Origin of the sequence: Corynebacterium endometrii (genome assembly GCF_004795735.1) — a bacterium.
GTDB lineage: Bacteria > Actinomycetota > Actinomycetes > Mycobacteriales > Mycobacteriaceae > Corynebacterium > Corynebacterium endometrii.
Map to the genome: position 1 here is coordinate 627,993 of NZ_CP039247.1, position 16,361 is coordinate 644,353.

Sequence of the window (16,361 nt, forward strand, 5' to 3'; positions counted from 1 at the left end):
CTAGAAGGAATAAATTTAGTGTTTGGTTTATCCAAGCTGCTCCGTGCCGGTGAGGGACGCACCGTTAAGCGTCTGGACAAGATGGCCGATCAGGTCATTGCCCTAGAAGACGAGTACAGCAAGCTTACTGATGATGAACTCAAGTCAAAGACTGGCGAGTTCAAAGAGCGTCTGAGCAAGGGGGAGGATCTAGATGACATCTTCCTCGAGGCCTTTGCTACCGTCCGTGAAGCCGCATGGCGCGTGCTGGATCAGAAGCACTACAAGGTTCAGATCATGGGCGGCGCGGCGCTCCACTTCGGCAACGTAGCCGAGATGCGCACCGGTGAGGGCAAGACCCTGACCTCCCTGCTTCCCGCCTACTTAAATGCGCTTGAGGGCAAGGGCGTCCACGTGGTCACCGTGAATGATTACCTCGCTAAGCGTGACGCCGAGATGATGGGCCGTGTGCACCGGTGGCTGGGCCTGAGCGTCGGCGTGATTCTTTCCGAGATGCGTCCCCCGGAACGCAAGGAGGCCTACGCGTGTGACATCACCTACGGCACCAACAACGAGCTGGGGTTTGACTACCTGCGTGACAACATGGTGCGCAACCTTAATGACATCGTGCAGCGCGGCCACCACTTCTGCATCGTCGATGAGGTTGACTCCATCCTGATCGATGAGGCGCGTACGCCCCTCATCATTTCCGGCCCCGCCGGCGGTTCTTCCCAGTTCTACACCGTGTTCTCCCAGTTGGCCCCGCGCATGCGTGAGGGAATCCACTACGAGGTGGACCACAAGAAGCGCACCATTGGCGTTTTGGAAGACGGCGTTGAATACGTCGAGGATCAGCTGGGCATCGACAATCTCTACGCCCCTGAGCACTCCCAGTTAGTCTCCTACTTGAATAACGCCATCAAGGCCAAGGAGCTGTTTACCCGCGATAAGGACTACATCGTCCGCAACGGCGAGGTTATGATTGTGGACGGCTTTACCGGCCGTGTGCTTCCCGGCCGCCGGTACAACGAGGGCATGCACCAGGCTATCGAGGCCAAGGAAAATGTGGAGATTAAAAACGAGAACCAGACTCTGGCTACCGTTACTCTGCAGAATTACTTCCGCCTGTATGAAAAGATTTCCGGCATGACCGGTACCGCGGAGACCGAGGCTGCGGAGCTGCATTCCATCTACGGCCTTGATGTTGTGCCGATCCCTACCAACCGCCCTAACCAGCGCCAGGATCATTCCGATCGCATCTACAAGACCCAGGAAGCCAAGTTCGCTGCGGTTGTTGAGGACATCGCTGAACACGTCGCCAATGGGCAGCCGGTACTTGTTGGTACCACTTCTGTCGAGCGTTCCGAATACCTGTCGCAACTGCTGACCAAGCGCGGCGTGAAGCATTCCGTGCTCAACGCTAAGCACCATGAGGAAGAGGGCAATATCGTTGCCCGCGCCGGCCGCCCTGGCACGGTGACCGTGGCCACCAACATGGCCGGCCGCGGTACGGATATCGTGCTTGGCGGTAACCCGGAAGTCATTCTCGACATGAAGCTGCGCGAGCGCGGGCTGGATCCTTTCGAAGACGCGGAGGCCTACCAGGCGGCGTGGGATGCTGAGATCGATGAGGAAAGGGAACGCTCCAAGCGCCTTGGCGATCAGGTTCGCGAGGCCGGCGGCCTGTACGTTCTGGGTACCGAGCGCCATGAGTCCCGCCGCATCGACAACCAGCTCCGTGGCCGCACCGGCCGCCAGGGTGATCCGGGTGAGACCCGCTTCTACCTGTCCATGCGTGATGAGCTGATGGTTCGCTTCGTGGGTCAGTCCATGGAGAACATGATGAACCGCCTCAACGTCCCTGATGATGTGCCGATTGACTCCAAGATGGTGTCTAACTCCATCCGCGGCGCCCAGGCCCAGGTTGAGAACCAGAACTTCGAAATGCGCAAGAACGTCTTGAAGTATGACGAGGTCCTCAATGAGCAGCGCAAGGTTGTCTACCGGGAGCGCTATTCGATTCTCAACGCGGGTGACATAAAGGACAATATCCGCGACATGATCGATGACACCGTTTCCGCGTACGTCGGCGGAGCGACCGCAGTGGGCTACGTCGAGGATTGGGACCTGGACCAGCTATGGCAGGCGCTGGAGTCCCTGTACGGCCCAACGGTTACCGCTGAAGAGCTAATCGAGGGCTCCGAGTACGGCGTGCCGGGCGAGCTGACCGCCGAGCAGCTGCGCGAGGCCCTGGTTGCTGACGCCAATTCCGAATATGACCAGCTCGAGGAAACCATCACGGGCATTGGCGGTGAGAAGCAGATGCGCAACACCGAGCGCATGGTCATCCTTCCGATCATCGACCAAAAGTGGCGCGAGCACCTCTACGAGATGGACTACCTCAAGGAGGGCATTGGTCTGCGCGCGATGGCGCAGCGGGACCCTCTGGTTGAATATCAGAAGGAGGGCGGGGACCTCTTCCACGCGATGAATGATTCCATCAAGGAAGAGACCGTTCGTCAGTTGTTCCTGCTGCGTAAGCAGTTCCTGGCGCAGGAGGCGGCGGCCGCGGAGCAGGCGGCTAAAGCCAACGGTGATGGCGCCGTAGAGGCCTAAGGATTCGGCGTTCCCGGGCCCCAAGGCCTGCTTAATGCCAAAAATTGCCCGAACCGGGGTGTTGTCTAACGCGTCAACACCCCGGTTTCCTTAGTTTTCCGCCCTTGCCCGGGCCCCATGGGTTCCTAAAGGAGCCTGAAGGAGACTAGCTTTTCGCCCTCGATCGAACCGGTGAACGCGTGCTGGGCGCTGCCAATGCCCGCGGTGCCAAAGATTTCCCCATTGGGCCTAATGTGGATGGAGCGAACCTTTGCCTCGCGCTTGCGCTTAAGCTCATGGGCGCGGATCCAGGTACCTAGGTGAAGCTTGATGGTGGGGTGGAAGTGCTTGTGGGGCAGGTGCGTTATGGCGCGCTGCCCGGCCGCAACGTCCACGGCCAAGCTCACCAGCCTGGTGGCAATTTTTCTAGTGCGCACGTCCGTGACGTGGCTGGGCCGCGAATACACCACGCGGTCTTCCGGCACATACAGCTTGAGATGGGCAAACCCCGGAATCGCGGTATACACAATTAAATCTCCTTAGTCTAAAGTGCGGACGCGCAAAGCCACGTGCGGTCCTAACCAACACAAGGAGGAAACGGCGCACGGTTCCGCGAGCGGTAGCCGTGCTTGAGCCAAAATAAATCCCCCGATTTGCCACTATTGTGCCACACCACCAGCCGCTACGCACGGCTACCGCCCGTTCCTGGGAGTTTCCTGTCAGGGGTGGGCGCGAAGTACGTGGTGCGTCCTATATACTCGCCCGGTACATAAAAACTAGGAAGAACCGGTTGTGTGTTCACGCCCTCGCCGGGGAGCCACGGGCGTTGGCTCGCCCTTGGCGGTGGCGCGTGAAGCCCGGAGATATTCAAGGAGTGAAATTTATATGCGCGGTCTGGTCGTGGACTACGTGGGTGTGCTGGATGGCACCGAGGATGACGTTCGTCGCTGGAAGAGTCTTCTCGCCGCGGCGAAGGAAAACGGAGTGGCAACCGCTATCTTGTCTAACGATCCGGGCGGCCCAGGCGCTGAGCACATCCGTGAATGGGAATACAACGGCACCGTGGATGCGGTCATCCTCTCCGGTGAGGTTGGTGCCGAAAAGCCCGAGTTGGCCGCTTTCCAGGCCGCAGCGGATGCAATCGAACTGCCGATCAATGATTGCGTGATGGTGGATGACAATATCCTCAACGTCCGAGCCGCCGTAGACTTTGGCATGGTGGGCATGCTGTACTCCGTCTTTGACCGCACCAGCATTGAGATCCAGGCCGTGTTCGATATTGACGGTGAGTTCTAGCCATGGCTGACGTCCGCGTCTATATTCCCGCCACCTATGCCATGCTCGCCGAGTTGGCCGAAACTGGCACCGTCTATGCGCGTTCCGGTTGGGGGTTCATGGTCACCCCCGCGCTCCTAGAGTTTTACACGGAGGGCGATGAAGAGGAGATTGCGTACGGCGCATTCCTTGAAGCATCGATGGCCTCTCTGCGTTTGCTCGCCATTGGCGATGAGCAGAAGTTCCCGCATCGCCGCGTGGTCATTTCCGCGGATGTGGATGAGAGCGTAGTGACCTTTGCCCCTGACATGGGTGAACCCGTGGTGAAGCTGGAGCCTGCCGCTATTTCCACGGAGCAATTGGCCGCCATCCACGTAGACATCGAGGAGTCCGAGGCGGCCACCGCGAAGGCCATCGAGGTCATCGATACCGCCGATCTCGGCGATGAGGACGCGGAGCTGGCGGTGGGGGATGCTCTAGACAACTTCATGGCGTTCTATGACCCGTCAGAGTTGCCCTTCTTGGTAGAGCTTCTGTAACGCTCTACTGCGCTTGCGGCGATAGAACGAATAAGAGAGCCCGAAAGATTTCCCAAAGAGGAGGCTTAAACCGCCATGAAGAAGACGCTTGCAACCCTGGTCACCGCCGCCGCTGTGGCCTGCGGAGCCGCAGCCCCGGCCGCCGCGCAGGAGGCACCGGCCAGCCCCGTCCCGGCAGTCTCCCAGTCAGGGGACATGGCAACCGGCACGGATAATGGCGCTGCCGAGCCCGGCGCTGTTGAAGAAGATGTCCCCACCACGGCGTGGCTTACGCTGCTGGAGTCCTCACAGCAGGGCAACATCGGCGTAATCATCGGCGCTGTCTTGGGCGTCGTCACGGTTGTGTTGTCCCTGTATGGCGCTTTCAAGGACGTGTTGCCTAATCTTGGAGCCTTAGCGAAGTAAGACCTATGGGCTTGGCGGGCCGCACCGGGGTTCCCGGGCGGCCCGCTTTCTCAGTCTTTCACAGGGACTGACTCCATCAACGCCCATTGCTGCGAGGATGGCATTGTCGTTGGGGCAACCACCCCAAGAGTTAAGGCGCCCCGGGTTCAGGGCGGCCTGGGTTGGTGAGGGGGTCAGCGGGTTGCGCCACCCGCGACAAGCGCGGCTCGCAGGCCGCAACATCGGCCTAGTTCTCCCAGTCGACGTTGGTGCGGAGGGCGGCCAGGAGGTTGCGCACTGCGTCGCGACGCCGCGCCGTGGCGGAATCCTCCGGGACAAGGTCTGGGTTGTCCAGACCGCATTCCGGGTCCGCGGGAGGGCCGGCGTGTGTGCAGCCACGGGGGCAGTGCTCAACGGCGGCAGCCAGATCGTCGAATACATTGACCACCGTGTCGGCGTCTACGTGGGCCAGGCCAAAGGAGCGGATCCCCGGTGTGTCGATGATCCAACCGCGATTATCCGGCAAGCGCAGGGCCACGGACTGGGTGGAGGTGTGGCGGCCCTTGCCCACGGCGGAGACCTCACCGGTTTCGCGATCCGCATCGGGGACCAGGCGGTTAACCAGGGTCGACTTACCCACGCCGGAGTGGCCGATGAGCGCGGTGATGTGGCCATTTAATACGCCATCGACGGCGGCCAACTCATCATCAATGCCGGCCTCAATGACCGTGATGTCCAGATCCGCGAACTCGGCGGCGAAGGGCGCGGGATCGGCAAGATCGGTCTTCGTCAGGCATAGCACCGGGTGGACGTTGCCAACGAACGCGGCGATGAGCGCGCGCTCGACAAATCCGGAGCGCGGGGGAGGATCCGCTACCGCGGTCACGATCAGCATCTGGTCGGCATTGGCCACGACTATGCGCTCGTAGGGATCGGTATCGTCGGCGGTGCGGCGCAGGACGGAGGTGCGCTCCTCAAGCTTGACGATCCGGGCCAGGGTGTCCTTCCTGCCTGAGGTATCACCCACGACGCCCACGCGGTCGCCCACCTCTACGGCGGTGCGGCCCATCTCGCGGGCGCGCATACAGACCACCTCAGGGCCATCATCGAGCGCCACGCCCCACCGCCCGCGGTCCTTGGTGATGACCATGCCAAACTTGGCATCCTTATGCTCGGGGCGGTCCTTGGTACGCGGGCGGGACCCCTTTCCGGGCCGAACGCGGACATCGGACTCATCATAGTTTCTGTAACTGCGGCCGCCGCGCCTAGCCATTGTTGACCATCTCCTCCCACATGCCGGCAAAGCCCGGCAGTGTCTTAGCGGTGGTTTCCACATCCTCCACAACAACGTCCGGGATGCGCAGGCCAATGATGGCGCCGGCCGTCGCCATGCGGTGGTCAGCATAGGACTCCCACTGCCCACCATGGAGTGGTGCGGGGGTGATGAGCAGGCCGTCTGCACGCTCCATGACGTCACCGCCCAATTTGTTGATCTCGGCGGCCAGCGCAGCCAGGCGGTCCGTTTCGTGGCCGCGCAGGTGGGCGATGCCGGTCAGAGTGGAAGGGGAATCCGCAAGGGCGGCCAACGCGGCGACGGTTGGGGTGAGCTCGCCAATATCGCCCATATCCCAATCGATGCCGTGGAGCTCGCCGCCGGTGACCGTTAGGGTGCCGCCGGCGAGCCGAACGCTCGCGCCCATAGCCTCAGCGATGTCGCGGAACTCATCACCCGGCTGGGTGGTGGATTCAGGCCAGAACGGGATGCTCACGGAGCCACCTGCCACCATCGCGGCGGCCAAAAACGGGGTGGCGTTAGACAGGTCCGGCTCAATTTCCCAGGTGCCGCCGCTAATGGTGCCGGGATGCACGGTCCAGGTGTGATGACCCGTATCGACCTTCACGCCGGCCCTGCGCAGCATGTCCACGGTCATGTCGATGTGTGGCATGGATGGCAGTGGGCCGCCCTCATGGCGCACGGTAATGCCGTCCGAATAGCGTGGGGCGGAAAGCAGCAGGCCTGAGACAAACTGTGAAGAACCGGAGGCGTCAATGGTGACGCTGCCGCCGGATGGCGCATTCGCGTTGCCGCCGACGGTAAACGGCAGACCATCACCCTCCACCGAAACGCCCAGGTCGCGGAGGGCCTGGAGGATGGTGGCCATGGGGCGCTTGCGGGCCTGCGCGTCGCCATCAACGGTCACTGGGCCGTCCGCCAGGGCGGCCAGCGGCGGCAAAAAGCGCATGACGGTGCCGGCCAAGCCGCAATCGATGGTGGCCCCGTGTAGCTGACCAGGGGTGATGGTGACCGTGTTACCGTCTTGCTCGACGCGGCAGCCCATGGCGTTGAGGGCCGCTGACATGAGATCCGTATCGCGGCTGCTCAGTGGGTTCAGCAGGGTGGACGGGGAATCCGCCAAGGCGGCAAGGATATAGGCCCTGTTGGTAATGGACTTAGAGCCAGGAACAGGCTGGGTCCAGCGCAACGGGCCGGGGGCAACGGGGGCTTTCCACAAAGAAGGCATAGGCACCATAATAGGACAACATGTGCGGCCGATTTGTTTTGTTTACTGAGTCATTACTGGATCACGCGGGTTCGCTCCCCGGTGTTGAGGAGTCCCACGCGCCGGCGGGCCTGCCTCGCCCGCGCTACAACATCGCGCCCACACAAATGGTTCCGGTGGTCCGCCTTGATGGCGCCACGGCGGTGGTCGAGCCGGGACGCTGGGGGCTGCTGCCGCACTGGAAGAAGGACCTGACTGGTCCCCCTTTGTTCAACGCGCGCGCCGAGACCGTGGCATCCAAACCCTCGTTCCGCGACGCGTTCAAGGCGCGCGAGGGATCCGGGCGTTGCCTGATTCCCATGGATGGCTACTACGAATGGCACGATGACGGCTCCGGCAAGGCGCCCTACTTCGTCACCCTGGGGGAGGGCAAGCTCATGTGGGCTGCGGGGCTCTGGTCATCCGGGTTGGACCAGCTCTCCGCCACCATCGTCACCACTGACTCCGCCGAGCCGATGGACTGGCTGCATGACCGCCTGCCGCGGTTTCTGACGGAAGAGGAAATGCGCCAATGGGTGGAGGGAACCCCGGAGGAGTCGGCCGAGCTTCTTCATCCCGCGCCGCGGGAGCTGCGCGGGGCGTTCGAGGTGACCAAGGTGGATAAGGCCGTGGGCAACGTGCGCAACGATTACCCGGAATTGCTGGAGCCGCAACGGGACCTATTCAGCGAGGATGTCAGCGAATCGGGCGCCGATAATTAACGCCAAGTCCTGGGCCTTCATCTCGACGTCCAGGCCGCGGCGCCCGCCGGAGAACAAGATAGTGTCAAACAAGACGGCGGTCTCATCAATCACCGTGGGCAGCACGCGCTTTTGGCCCAGCGGCGAGATGCCGCCGGGAATGTAGCCGGAGGACTTGGTGGCGTCGGCGGGATTCGCCATAGCGGCCTTGGATGCGCCGAGCGCCGCTGCCGCCTTCTTCAAGCTGAGCTGATGGGACACCGGCAATACACACACGGCCAACTCGCGGCGCGGCCCCTTGCCCGCGGAGAGATCGATGACCAAGGTCTTGAAAACCCGGTCCGGGTCCGCGCCCAGGGCCGCCACCGCATTGTCGCCGAAATGATCCGTTCCGGCCTCGAAGGTTGAGACCTTAAAGGGCAGGCCTGACTCATGGAGGATTTTTAACGCCGGGGTGGCGGCACCCGGTTGCTTCTTTGCCATGGGGCTGATTCTAGATCCGGCATCTCCCGCTAGGATGGGAGAGGTATCACTTTGGACGCGAAGGAGCACACAATAAACGTGGCTACTGATAGAACAGGCGGCACGGTCACCGCCGAGGAGCTGCATGACAGCTTTGAGGAACAGGCCATGCCGTTGCTTGACCAGCTCTACGGCGGTGCGTTGCGGCTCACCCGCAACCCGCAGGACGCTGAAGATTTGGTTCAGGAGACCTTCCTAAAGGCGTTTAAGGCCTTTGGCTCTTACAAGCAGGGAACCAACCTTAAGGCGTGGATGTACCGCATCATGACTAATGCGTACATCAACAACTACCGCAAGGCGCAGCGCCGCCCGCAGCAATCCAGCGCCGACGAGCTGACCGACGGCCAGCTGTACACCACCGCCGGCCATGATTCCACCGGCCTGGAATCCGCCGAGATCGAGGCGCTCAAGGCCATGCCCGATTCCCAGATCTCCGACGCGATGAACGACCTTCCCGAGGACTATCGCATGGTGGTCTATTACGCGGATGTTGAGGGGCTAGCGTATAAGGAAATCGCTGAAATCATGGATACCCCGCTGGGCACGGTGATGAGCCGGTTGCACCGTGGAAGAAAATTGCTTCGTAGCGCGTTGAAAGACGTAGCACGTGAGCACGGTATTGGTCTAAGCCACCCGGATATGGAGGCATAAGTTATGAGTTCATGCACTAACAACGGTGGTTGCAACTGCAGCCACGAGGAAGTTCAGGCACTCATCTGTGAACTCTTGGATAACTGCTCCTGCAGTGACCGCGCACGGGAAATCCGGGCTAGGCTGGCGGAGTGCACTGCCTGCCACGAGCACCTTGAGCATGAGGAATACATCCGCTCCATGGTTCGCAATTGCTGCGGCGGCGACCGCGCGCCCGAGCATCTGCGTGAGCGCATCTCCTTCCAGATCCGCATGACCCAGGTTGAGGTCCGCTATAACGGGTAGCCTTGTAGCCCTATGCGGTTGAAGTAAAAAAAGAGAAAGCACCTGGCCGGAAACGGTTCCAGCCAGGTGCTTTGACTAATTTGCTGTGCGTTATGCGTTAGGACGCTTGCCGCGGTTAGCGGACTTCTTGCGGCGATCCTTGCGCTTACGACCACGCTTGCTCATTGCGTACTCCTTCGTTGAGGGTAAATGAACGTCTTCAACTGTAGCGGCAGGATGCGCCGGGGAGGAAATTTGGGTCCAAGTTTCCTGCTACGGGCCATGGACATTCTATTGCCGCATGGCCCCTAGGGAGGCGGTAGACCGCCTCGTGCTGAAGCTAAGAATGAGCTTCCAGTATTGAATTGTGGATTGTGTTTGCGCGGTCTATGCCTTAAGCGGACACGCGTGAGCGGCCGCGGCCGCGGTTGCGGCGGCGCTTGAGCGCGCGACGCTCTTCCTCAGACAGGCCGCCCCATACGCCGGCGTCCTGGCCGGACTCGAGTGCCCACTTCAGGCACTGGGAGGCTACTGGGCAGCGGTTGCAGACCAGCTTGGCCTTAGCGATCTGGGTGAGGGCGGGGCCGGAGTTGCCGACTGGGAAGAAGAGCTCTGGGTCCTCATCGCGGCAAACTGCATCGTGGCGCCAATCCATTATTGAATCTCCTAACTAAATCTGTGACAGCATGACAAAGAGCGCAATTTACTAGAGCGCAAACTGCATCTTGCGTTGTAAAGGGGGTGCCACTGCAGGGACCGGTCTGTGTGCTTCAAGGCCCAGTCTCGAGGTTGGGCCGATGCTCACCGCCATGGTGTGCGTGGCGTGCTCATCAAGGGCGTGGGTTTGCTCCTTGACGTGGAGGGCCGCAATGGGTAGTTGCCTACTCCAGTGCCGCACCTGCTTTGTGCTACTGATGAATGATTGCACGTTTGAAGACCGAGCGCTAGAGTTTGAGTCCAAAATGTGGCGAAGCTCACCGCTGCGGGGCGGGATTTGACCGCAATCGGGTGATTTCTGCAAACGATTGCCAAAAAATTGCCCCGCGCCCGTAACTTGATTACCTGCGGTAATGGAATTGATAGGGTGAGTGTTGGAAGCGTCACAACGTCAAATTGTAGAACGGTTCGTGCCCCCGCGTTCCCCGGCGCATCTTAGTTAACTCTTAGTTTCCCTCCCGCGGGGGAGCGGGAAACTGTGAACGCGTGAGGGAATCCGCGGCCCGAATTCCCGGGCCATGCCGTGGGAAGCAAGGACCCGCGGTGTGCATTACGTAGAATGGACCGGGTGAGTAAACGTAAACCCCGTAAGCAGTCAGGAAGCCCGGCCGCCCCAACCGGCGGTGCCGCAAAAAGTAATACTCGTGCCGCAAGCAGTTCCGGCCGCGGCGCCGGGGCGGGAGCGCTCAAGCCGCCTCCAGCGGTCCTCCTGGGCGCGGCCATAGCCATCATCCAGTCCATCGTCGTCATTGTCTTTGGATGCTTCCTCATCTACCGCGAGCTCATCCAGGCGGAAAACCAGTCCATGGTCTCCGATTCTTCCGCGGCTAATTTTGTGGGGACCGGCACCGCCATCTTCATTTTCATTATTTTCGGCTACATCATCGTCAGTTCAATCCTGATGGTCAAGGGCAAGCGCTGGGGCAAGGGCGGAATTATTCTGGTGCAGTTCATCTTGGCCTTTAGCTCCTTCCAGATGATGTCCGGCGGTGCTGTAGCCCTTGGCGTGGCCACGCTGCTGTCCGCGTTAATCTGCCTGTATTGCCTGATGTTCGTCCCGGCCTCTCAGCAATGGTTCCAATCCACCTACGTGCCCCTGAAGTAGCAATCACCGCATAGCGGGCTCACGGTAAAACGCCGCTTTATCCCCGTGGTAGTTCACGGCGGATGAAGCGGCGTTTGCGATCGGCGCGGCGGATCCCGGCGTTTACCCCGTCCGCATTTTAAGAGCGACTACTTCATTACCACGCAATTCGACAAGGTTGTTGCCGGCGCGGGATACGGCCACGGGCCCACTGTACCCGCCGCGGTCGACCGGGATGGTGCGTTCAATTTCCCCCGTGGACCAATTGGCCACCGCAATGCCGTCCCTGGTGGGGAAGACTAGGCGGTCGCTTATGGCGGTGCCTACGCCTAATGCCCGGTCAAAACTCCGCTCAACGGCCAGTGTCTCCGGGTTGAACAGGTAGAGGCGCTTGCCATCCCACCACGTCATGTGGGCGGGAAGATCGCCGGTGGCGGGGGCGAAGGGGCTGGAGGCCTGGGTCACGGTGGGGGAGGCGGGAACCTCGGTACGTGAGGTTTCCTGGCCCTGCTGATTGAAAGAGATGATAAGCGGTGGGGAGCTTGGTACGTAGACCGCGGCGCCCTCGGTGCCCACGGCCACCACGCGGGCGCCGCTGGTGGAGATGGCCACGTCCTTTAATACCTCCGGCTTCCTCGAGTCCTCGGGGGTGGTCTTCATGAAGCGCAGGTAGGAGGTTTCAGGTTGGTCCGGGCAGGACTCTGAGACCACCAATAGCTCTGAGCGGGTCAGCGCTGAGTTGATGGTGCAGTCCTCATGGGGTTGGAAACCAGACTCCTGCTTGGCCTCCACGTCGCCGTATTCCACCGTGCGCACGAGGTCCGAACGCCACAGTTCCACACGTTCATTAGACACCGTGCCAACACGGTCATTGGACCTTATCGGCACCACATAGTCTGAGGATAAGGCCGAACGGGTACCGGCATACTCGCCGGTGGCGGCGGAAATGGCTACCACGTCGCCGCAGCCCACTCCGGTTTCAAAAGTGACAACCACCTTGTCCCAGGCCGAGCCGATGGAACAGATTGGAACGTCGCTGCGGGCGTAGGTCCACGCGGTTGAGCCGTCCTCATTTGTCGCGGTGACCGTGTGCTCATCGTTGGTGATGACCAACCCGCGCGCCACCAGCGGCCGGTTGAGGCCCGGGTACCCCGCGGTGGGCAGCCTGAATGCCTCAGTCAGGGCGGCGGGGGCCTGGCTTGGCACAACGACCTGGGCGTCATCCCCAGGGGCGTTGACCACGGTGCGTTCAGCGTCATTGATGTTGGCGGTGAGCACCGCACCACCGACGGCCACCGCGGCTAGGGCGGAGATGGCGCCCATGGCGATCCAATCCCCCTTTTTGCGGCGGAGCACCGGGGCGTAGGAGCCGGTATCCCCCCGGGCGGCATGAGCCGGGCCAACCGGGGGGATTTCCCCCCGTGAGAGGTCTGGCTCCACGCTCATCGGCGGCCTCCACGGGCGCTTCCGCGTGGGCCCCCACGGCCACGGTCCTTGCGGCCGGAACCCCCACGCCTGCCATCGCGCCGGTTATGTTCGCCGCGCTCGCTGCGCGCGCCGATGACCTTGCGGGCCGGGCCCACGCTGTCCTTGGCTCCCTCTGGAATATCCAGCGCCTCGCTAAGCTCCGGGGAGGTGCTAAACCATTGCGGCGGCTCTGGAAGATCCAGGCCTAGCTCGTCATTGATCAGCCTCCACTTGCCCAGTTCGTCATACCCCACCAAGGTCACGGCGGTGCCCTTGTTGCCCGCGCGGCCGGTGCGGCCAATGCGGTGGACGTAGGTCATTGGGTCATCGGGGACCTGGTAGTTGAACACGTGAGTCACGTCATCGACGTCGATGCCGCGGGCGGCAACGTCTGTGGCCACCAGGATGTCCACGGCGCCAGAACGGAAAGCCTGCAGTGACTTCTCGCGGGCCGCCTGGCCCAGGTCGCCATGGACGGCGGCGACTGCGTAACCGCGGCCGGCGAGGTTATCGGCGACGTCGGCGGCGGAACGCTTGGTGCGGGCGAAGATGATGGTGCGGCCGCGGCCCTTGGCCTGCAGCGCCCGGCCGAGCACAGCGAGCTTGTCCATGCGGTGGGACTGAAACGTCACCTTCTTAGTGGTGGCGTGGGTCTGGCTATCATCCCCGGATTCGGCCCGGATATGCATTGGCTTTGTCATAAACGTGCGCGCCAGCGTGAGGACGGGACCAGGCATGGTGGCGGAAAACAGCATGGTCTGATGCGGATTGCCATGCAGGGCCTCAAGAATCTTTTCGATGTCAGGGAAAAAGCCAAGATCCAGCATCTCATCGGCCTCATCCAGGACCAAGACGGCCACGTGGTCTAGCGGAAGGTGGCCCTGGTTGTGCAGATCCAGCAGGCGACCCGGGGTGCCAACCACCACGTCGACGCCTGCCTTGAGCAAGCTAACCTGTTCCTCATACGGGCGCCCACCGTAGATGGTGGCCACGCGAACCGGCAGGTTGACGGCGAGGCGCTCCAGGTCCTGGCCCACCTGCACGGCCAGCTCACGGGTGGGAACTACGATAAGGGCGCGTGGGGTGCCGTCCAACTCCTCTACGCCCGCGTCATCGAAGACACGATCGAGCAGGGGCACGCCAAACCCCAGGGTTTTGCCGGTGCCGGTGCGGGCCTGGCCAATGAGGTCATGGCCAGCCAACGCGATGGGCAACGTCAGCTCCTGAATGGCGAAGGTGCGTGTAATGCCCTGCGCGTGGAGGGCATCGCAGATTTCGGCGGCCACGCCTAGTTCGACAAAGGTGGCCGAGGCGGCATCTTGCTGGGCTTTGTTTGCAAACACACCTTGATAGTAGCCGTCATGGTTATAGTGGGGACAATTGAGATCACACCCAACTAACACCGAAGAGGGATGAAAACAATCACCATGGACATCAAGTTTGGATTCGCAGACACCGCACGCGAACTGGTAATCAACGCATCCGGCACCCAAGAGGAGCTCGCCGCGCAGATTAACGGGGCCCTGGCAGACAACGCGGTGCTGGAGCTGACCGACGACAAGGGGCGCAAGTACATTGTCCGCACCGATCGCGTGGTCTACGTGGAAATTGGCACCGCCAAGCCGCACGTAGTGGGCTTCGCGGGTCACTAATCCCCGCGGGTGGCTAGCTTAAAGCGTCCCGTGACGCGCCCGGCGCGGGCACCCCGGGGCGCGGCTAGAACGTGATTTTTCACCCGCTTGCCGGCCGATGGTCCGCCCATGGCTGGCAAGCGGGTATTCTATGTGCCCATGGAACCTATCCACGAGCCAGGCAATGCACCCCGCCCGCGCAACCGCAGGCGTGCCCAGCCAGAATCCAAGCTTCAGCGCTTCGCGGCTGAGTACGGTTGGTGGCGGGTAGTAGCCATCCCCGTAATGAGCGTTATTACCGTGTGGATGCTTGTGGACGTGGTTGGCGGTGGGGATGAAACCTCCCTTGCCTCGGATTCGGCTAGCACCTCTGCGCCCCAGACCGGGGCAGAGCAGCCGCAGCCATCCCCTAAGGAGGGGCTGGGCGGAGACGCCGGTGCAGTGGGCCCGGATCCAGCGCAAGCCGAGGCTATGAAACTCGCCGCAGAGCAGCTGCCTCCGGGCGGGCCTTTTACGGAAACCGGTGAAGGTACCTTCCGTCCCGTGGGCCAACCCGGGATGGAAGCCGGTGAGGGCACGCGCCGCACCATCCGCTACACCGTCGAGGTTGAAGATGGCGTGGATACCAGTGCCTACGGCGGGGATTCCGCCTTCGCCGCGATGGTCGATGCCACCTTGTCCGATCCCCGCGGCTGGACCAATGACCCGGCGTTTAAGTTCGTGCACGTGCGTGAGGGAGAAGAGGTAGACACCCGCATCCGGCTGGCGTCCTTGGCCACCACCGCGGAACTATGCGGCGATGCGCTGGCCATGGAAACCTCGTGCCACACCACGACCACCGGAGAATCCACGGTGATCCTCAACGAGTCCCGCTGGGTGCGCGGAGCGCAACCCTACGAGGGGGACCTGGGCAATTACCGCCAGTACCTCATTAACCATGAAGTGGGCCACGCCATCGGCTATGCCTCCCACCAGCCGTGCGGCGGCGAAGGCAAGCTAGCGCCAATCATGATGCAGCAGACCATCGAGCTCAATAACGCCAGAATCGCCGAGCTTTCCCCTGGGGACGTCTATAACGGACAGCCGGATGTGACCTGTGAGCCTAATCCGTGGCCGTATCCTACTGCCGCTACCACGGACATCAATGACCCGCAGGCTGGCTAGCTCTCCCGCTTAAACCCTCCGGGCCCGGCCCAAGACAAGTCCCTATCCCTTATCGCGCAAGGAGATGTTTAACGTTGCCACAGGTTCCAGACCATGTACTTGGCGCCTTTCACGCCCCCACCACCAAGGAGCCGGCCCAGCAGATGGGCCCGGCGTGGGACAACGGTCTCAAGGTAGGCAACGTGGTCTACGCGCGGGCTCAACCCACCGCAGCGTGGTCCGCCAAGGTCCGCCAGGACCTGGAGGTCCCGGGCGCGCGGGTGGTGCGCCCGGTGCTTACCACGGACGGTCGATTCACCGTCGCCGGATGGAAGGCCTCCGTCCACGTCCCCGGCGCGGTGGCGTATCGCGTGGATGAAACCGTGGCGTTGGCGGGGCGCCTAGAAGCAGCCCTCGGCGAGGCATCCGCGCCGAATGGCGCGGCCATCGGCCGCGATGACGTCTTCGCCCGCGCCGAGGCCGCGGCGTGGGAGGAAACCGGCGAGGCCTACCGTGAGCTACCCGCGGACACGCCGCTGGTCTGGGGGCATGCGGATCTAGCCGCGGTCACGCTGTATTCCGGAACGGCCCAGCCGGCCATCGTGGATCTGGTTCCCACCGCTGCACGCCGCCCAAGGGGGTATACCGCGGCGTTGGTCATTGTGGATGGCCTGATTGCCGAGGCGGTGGATGAGGCGATCTGCGACCGTTTCAGTTATATCCCGGAATTCGATCAGCTGCTGCTGCGCGCCGTGGCGTACCGCAGGCACATCAATAACCTGCATCCGAAGTCCAAGGCGGCCGTACGTTCGCATATCGAGCGGGTTGAATCGATGCTTGTGTCCAGGGCGGCTGCCATACTGTAGCTT

At 62.0% G+C, this 16,361-nt stretch carries 19 protein-coding genes; 11 read left to right on the forward strand and 8 right to left on the reverse strand.

The features are described from left to right. The first annotated feature begins 18 nt into the window (after positions 1-18). Entirely contained in the window at positions 19-2,595 is a 2,577-nt protein-coding gene (secA, locus tag CENDO_RS02865; RefSeq protein ID WP_136140695.1) for a preprotein translocase subunit SecA, read from the forward strand. A 125-nt stretch (positions 2,596-2,720) separates the two neighbouring features. Here the strand turns inward: secA and CENDO_RS02870 are convergent, their stop codons facing one another. Next, entirely contained in the window at positions 2,721-3,101 is a 381-nt protein-coding gene (locus CENDO_RS02870) for a hypothetical protein (protein WP_136140696.1), read from the reverse strand. 358 nt (positions 3,102-3,459) lie between these two features. Here CENDO_RS02870 and CENDO_RS02875 point away from each other — a divergent pair, with 358 nt between their 5' ends. From CENDO_RS02875 to CENDO_RS02885, 3 genes are all read left to right on the forward strand, one after another. After that, positions 3,460-3,870: an HAD-IA family hydrolase gene (locus CENDO_RS02875; protein WP_136140697.1), complete on the forward strand. Its 411-nt coding sequence runs from the start codon at positions 3,460-3,462 to the stop codon at positions 3,868-3,870. Between the two features lie 2 nt (positions 3,871-3,872). Continuing rightward, positions 3,873-4,388, forward strand: coding sequence for a DUF6912 family protein (locus tag CENDO_RS02880; protein ID WP_136140698.1), 516 nt, complete (start codon positions 3,873-3,875; stop codon positions 4,386-4,388). A gap of 75 nt (positions 4,389-4,463) precedes the next feature. Then, complete coding sequence (locus tag CENDO_RS02885) at positions 4,464-4,793, forward strand: hypothetical protein (protein WP_136140699.1); 330 nt, start codon at positions 4,464-4,466, stop codon at positions 4,791-4,793. A gap of 226 nt (positions 4,794-5,019) precedes the next feature. On the opposite strand, the gene rsgA is transcribed toward CENDO_RS02885, so the two are convergent. Together rsgA and aroA are read right to left on the reverse strand one after the other, a co-directional pair. Continuing rightward, positions 5,020-6,045, reverse strand: coding sequence for a ribosome small subunit-dependent GTPase A (rsgA, locus tag CENDO_RS02890; RefSeq protein ID WP_136140700.1), 1,026 nt, complete (start codon positions 6,043-6,045; stop codon positions 5,020-5,022). Beyond that, complete coding sequence (gene aroA / locus CENDO_RS02895; protein ID WP_136140701.1) at positions 6,038-7,294, reverse strand: 3-phosphoshikimate 1-carboxyvinyltransferase; 1,257 nt, start codon at positions 7,292-7,294, stop codon at positions 6,038-6,040. The genes rsgA and aroA overlap by 8 nt, the downstream gene beginning before the upstream one ends. A gap of 20 nt (positions 7,295-7,314) precedes the next feature. Here aroA and CENDO_RS02900 point away from each other — a divergent pair, with 20 nt between their 5' ends. Beyond that, positions 7,315-8,034, forward strand: a complete 720-nt coding sequence (locus CENDO_RS02900; protein WP_136140702.1) for an SOS response-associated peptidase — start codon at positions 7,315-7,317, stop codon at positions 8,032-8,034. On the opposite strand, the gene ybaK is transcribed toward CENDO_RS02900, so the two are convergent. Next, positions 7,993-8,496, reverse strand: coding sequence for a Cys-tRNA(Pro) deacylase (gene ybaK, locus CENDO_RS02905; RefSeq protein ID WP_136140703.1), 504 nt, complete (start codon positions 8,494-8,496; stop codon positions 7,993-7,995). The genes CENDO_RS02900 and ybaK overlap by 42 nt on opposite strands. A 78-nt stretch (positions 8,497-8,574) precedes the next feature. On the opposite strand from ybaK, the gene CENDO_RS02910 reads away from it, so the two are divergent. Both CENDO_RS02910 and CENDO_RS02915 read left to right on the forward strand, forming a co-directional pair. Further along, the gene (locus CENDO_RS02910) at positions 8,575-9,186 is read left to right on the forward strand and encodes a sigma-70 family RNA polymerase sigma factor (RefSeq protein ID WP_136140704.1); all 612 of its coding nucleotides are present in this window, start codon (positions 8,575-8,577) and stop codon (positions 9,184-9,186) included. Between the two features lie 3 nt (positions 9,187-9,189). Next, entirely contained in the window at positions 9,190-9,471 is a 282-nt protein-coding gene (locus tag CENDO_RS02915; protein WP_136140705.1) for an anti-sigma factor, read from the forward strand. Between the two features lie 90 nt (positions 9,472-9,561). Here CENDO_RS02915 and CENDO_RS11415 read toward each other — a convergent pair whose 3' ends face one another. Then, entirely contained in the window at positions 9,562-9,636 is a 75-nt protein-coding gene (locus CENDO_RS11415) for a 50S ribosomal protein bL37 (RefSeq protein WP_100227335.1), read from the reverse strand. Between the two features lie 208 nt (positions 9,637-9,844). Continuing rightward, on the reverse strand, positions 9,845-10,105 hold the full coding sequence (locus CENDO_RS02920; RefSeq protein WP_136140706.1) for a WhiB family transcriptional regulator: 261 nt from the start codon (positions 10,103-10,105) through the stop codon (positions 9,845-9,847). A gap of 630 nt (positions 10,106-10,735) precedes the next feature. Between CENDO_RS02920 and CENDO_RS02925 the strand changes: the two genes are divergently transcribed. Further along, positions 10,736-11,272 carry a hypothetical protein gene (locus CENDO_RS02925; RefSeq protein ID WP_246014355.1) on the forward strand — a complete coding sequence of 179 codons (537 nt, stop codon included), beginning with the start codon at positions 10,736-10,738 and terminating at the stop codon, positions 11,270-11,272. A 102-nt stretch (positions 11,273-11,374) separates the two neighbouring features. On the opposite strand, the gene CENDO_RS02930 is transcribed toward CENDO_RS02925, so the two are convergent. Beyond that, positions 11,375-12,697 carry an Rv3212 family protein gene (locus CENDO_RS02930; protein WP_342773421.1) on the reverse strand — a complete coding sequence of 441 codons (1,323 nt, stop codon included), beginning with the start codon at positions 12,695-12,697 and terminating at the stop codon, positions 11,375-11,377. Then, positions 12,694-14,061, reverse strand: coding sequence for a DEAD/DEAH box helicase (locus CENDO_RS02935; RefSeq protein WP_136140707.1), 1,368 nt, complete (start codon positions 14,059-14,061; stop codon positions 12,694-12,696). The genes CENDO_RS02930 and CENDO_RS02935 overlap by 4 nt, the downstream gene beginning before the upstream one ends. 84 nt (positions 14,062-14,145) lie before the next feature. Between CENDO_RS02935 and CENDO_RS02940 the strand changes: the two genes are divergently transcribed. The 3 genes from CENDO_RS02940 to CENDO_RS02950 all read left to right on the forward strand — a co-directional run bounded on the left by CENDO_RS02940 (position 14,146) and on the right by CENDO_RS02950 (position 16,358). After that, a complete protein-coding gene (locus CENDO_RS02940) occupies positions 14,146-14,370 on the forward strand; it encodes a DUF3107 domain-containing protein (protein ID WP_136142114.1) in 225 nt (74 codons plus the stop codon). A 138-nt stretch (positions 14,371-14,508) separates the two neighbouring features. Next, entirely contained in the window at positions 14,509-15,513 is a 1,005-nt protein-coding gene (locus CENDO_RS02945; RefSeq protein ID WP_136140708.1) for a DUF3152 domain-containing protein, read from the forward strand. 74 nt (positions 15,514-15,587) lie between these two features. Further along, complete coding sequence (locus CENDO_RS02950) at positions 15,588-16,358, forward strand: hypothetical protein (protein WP_136140709.1); 771 nt, start codon at positions 15,588-15,590, stop codon at positions 16,356-16,358. Positions 16,359-16,361 lie beyond the last annotated feature (3 nt).

Excerpts from the sequence above, each read along its gene's own strand:
- CENDO_RS02875 (WP_136140697.1), top strand. The coding sequence starts at position 3,460 with ATGCGCGGTCTGGTCGTGGACTACGTGGGTGTGCTGGATGGCACCGAG.
- CENDO_RS02880 (WP_136140698.1), top strand. The coding sequence starts at position 3,873 with ATGGCTGACGTCCGCGTCTATATTCCCGCCACCTATGCCATGCTCGCC.
- CENDO_RS02885 (WP_136140699.1), top strand. The coding sequence starts at position 4,464 with ATGAAGAAGACGCTTGCAACCCTGGTCACCGCCGCCGCTGTGGCCTGC.
- rsgA (WP_136140700.1), bottom strand. The coding sequence starts at position 6,045 with ATGGCTAGGCGCGGCGGCCGCAGTTACAGAAACTATGATGAGTCCGAT.
- aroA (WP_136140701.1), bottom strand. The coding sequence starts at position 7,294 with ATGCCTTCTTTGTGGAAAGCCCCCGTTGCCCCCGGCCCGTTGCGCTGG.
- CENDO_RS02900 (WP_136140702.1), top strand. The coding sequence starts at position 7,315 with ATGTGCGGCCGATTTGTTTTGTTTACTGAGTCATTACTGGATCACGCG.
- ybaK (WP_136140703.1), bottom strand. The coding sequence starts at position 8,496 with ATGGCAAAGAAGCAACCGGGTGCCGCCACCCCGGCGTTAAAAATCCTC.
- CENDO_RS02915 (WP_136140705.1), top strand. The coding sequence starts at position 9,190 with ATGAGTTCATGCACTAACAACGGTGGTTGCAACTGCAGCCACGAGGAA.
- CENDO_RS02920 (WP_136140706.1), bottom strand. The coding sequence starts at position 10,105 with ATGGATTGGCGCCACGATGCAGTTTGCCGCGATGAGGACCCAGAGCTC.
- CENDO_RS02930 (WP_342773421.1), bottom strand. The coding sequence starts at position 12,697 with ATGAGCGTGGAGCCAGACCTCTCACGGGGGGAAATCCCCCCGGTTGGC.
- CENDO_RS02940 (WP_136142114.1), top strand. The coding sequence starts at position 14,146 with ATGGACATCAAGTTTGGATTCGCAGACACCGCACGCGAACTGGTAATC.
- CENDO_RS02945 (WP_136140708.1), top strand. The coding sequence starts at position 14,509 with ATGGAACCTATCCACGAGCCAGGCAATGCACCCCGCCCGCGCAACCGC.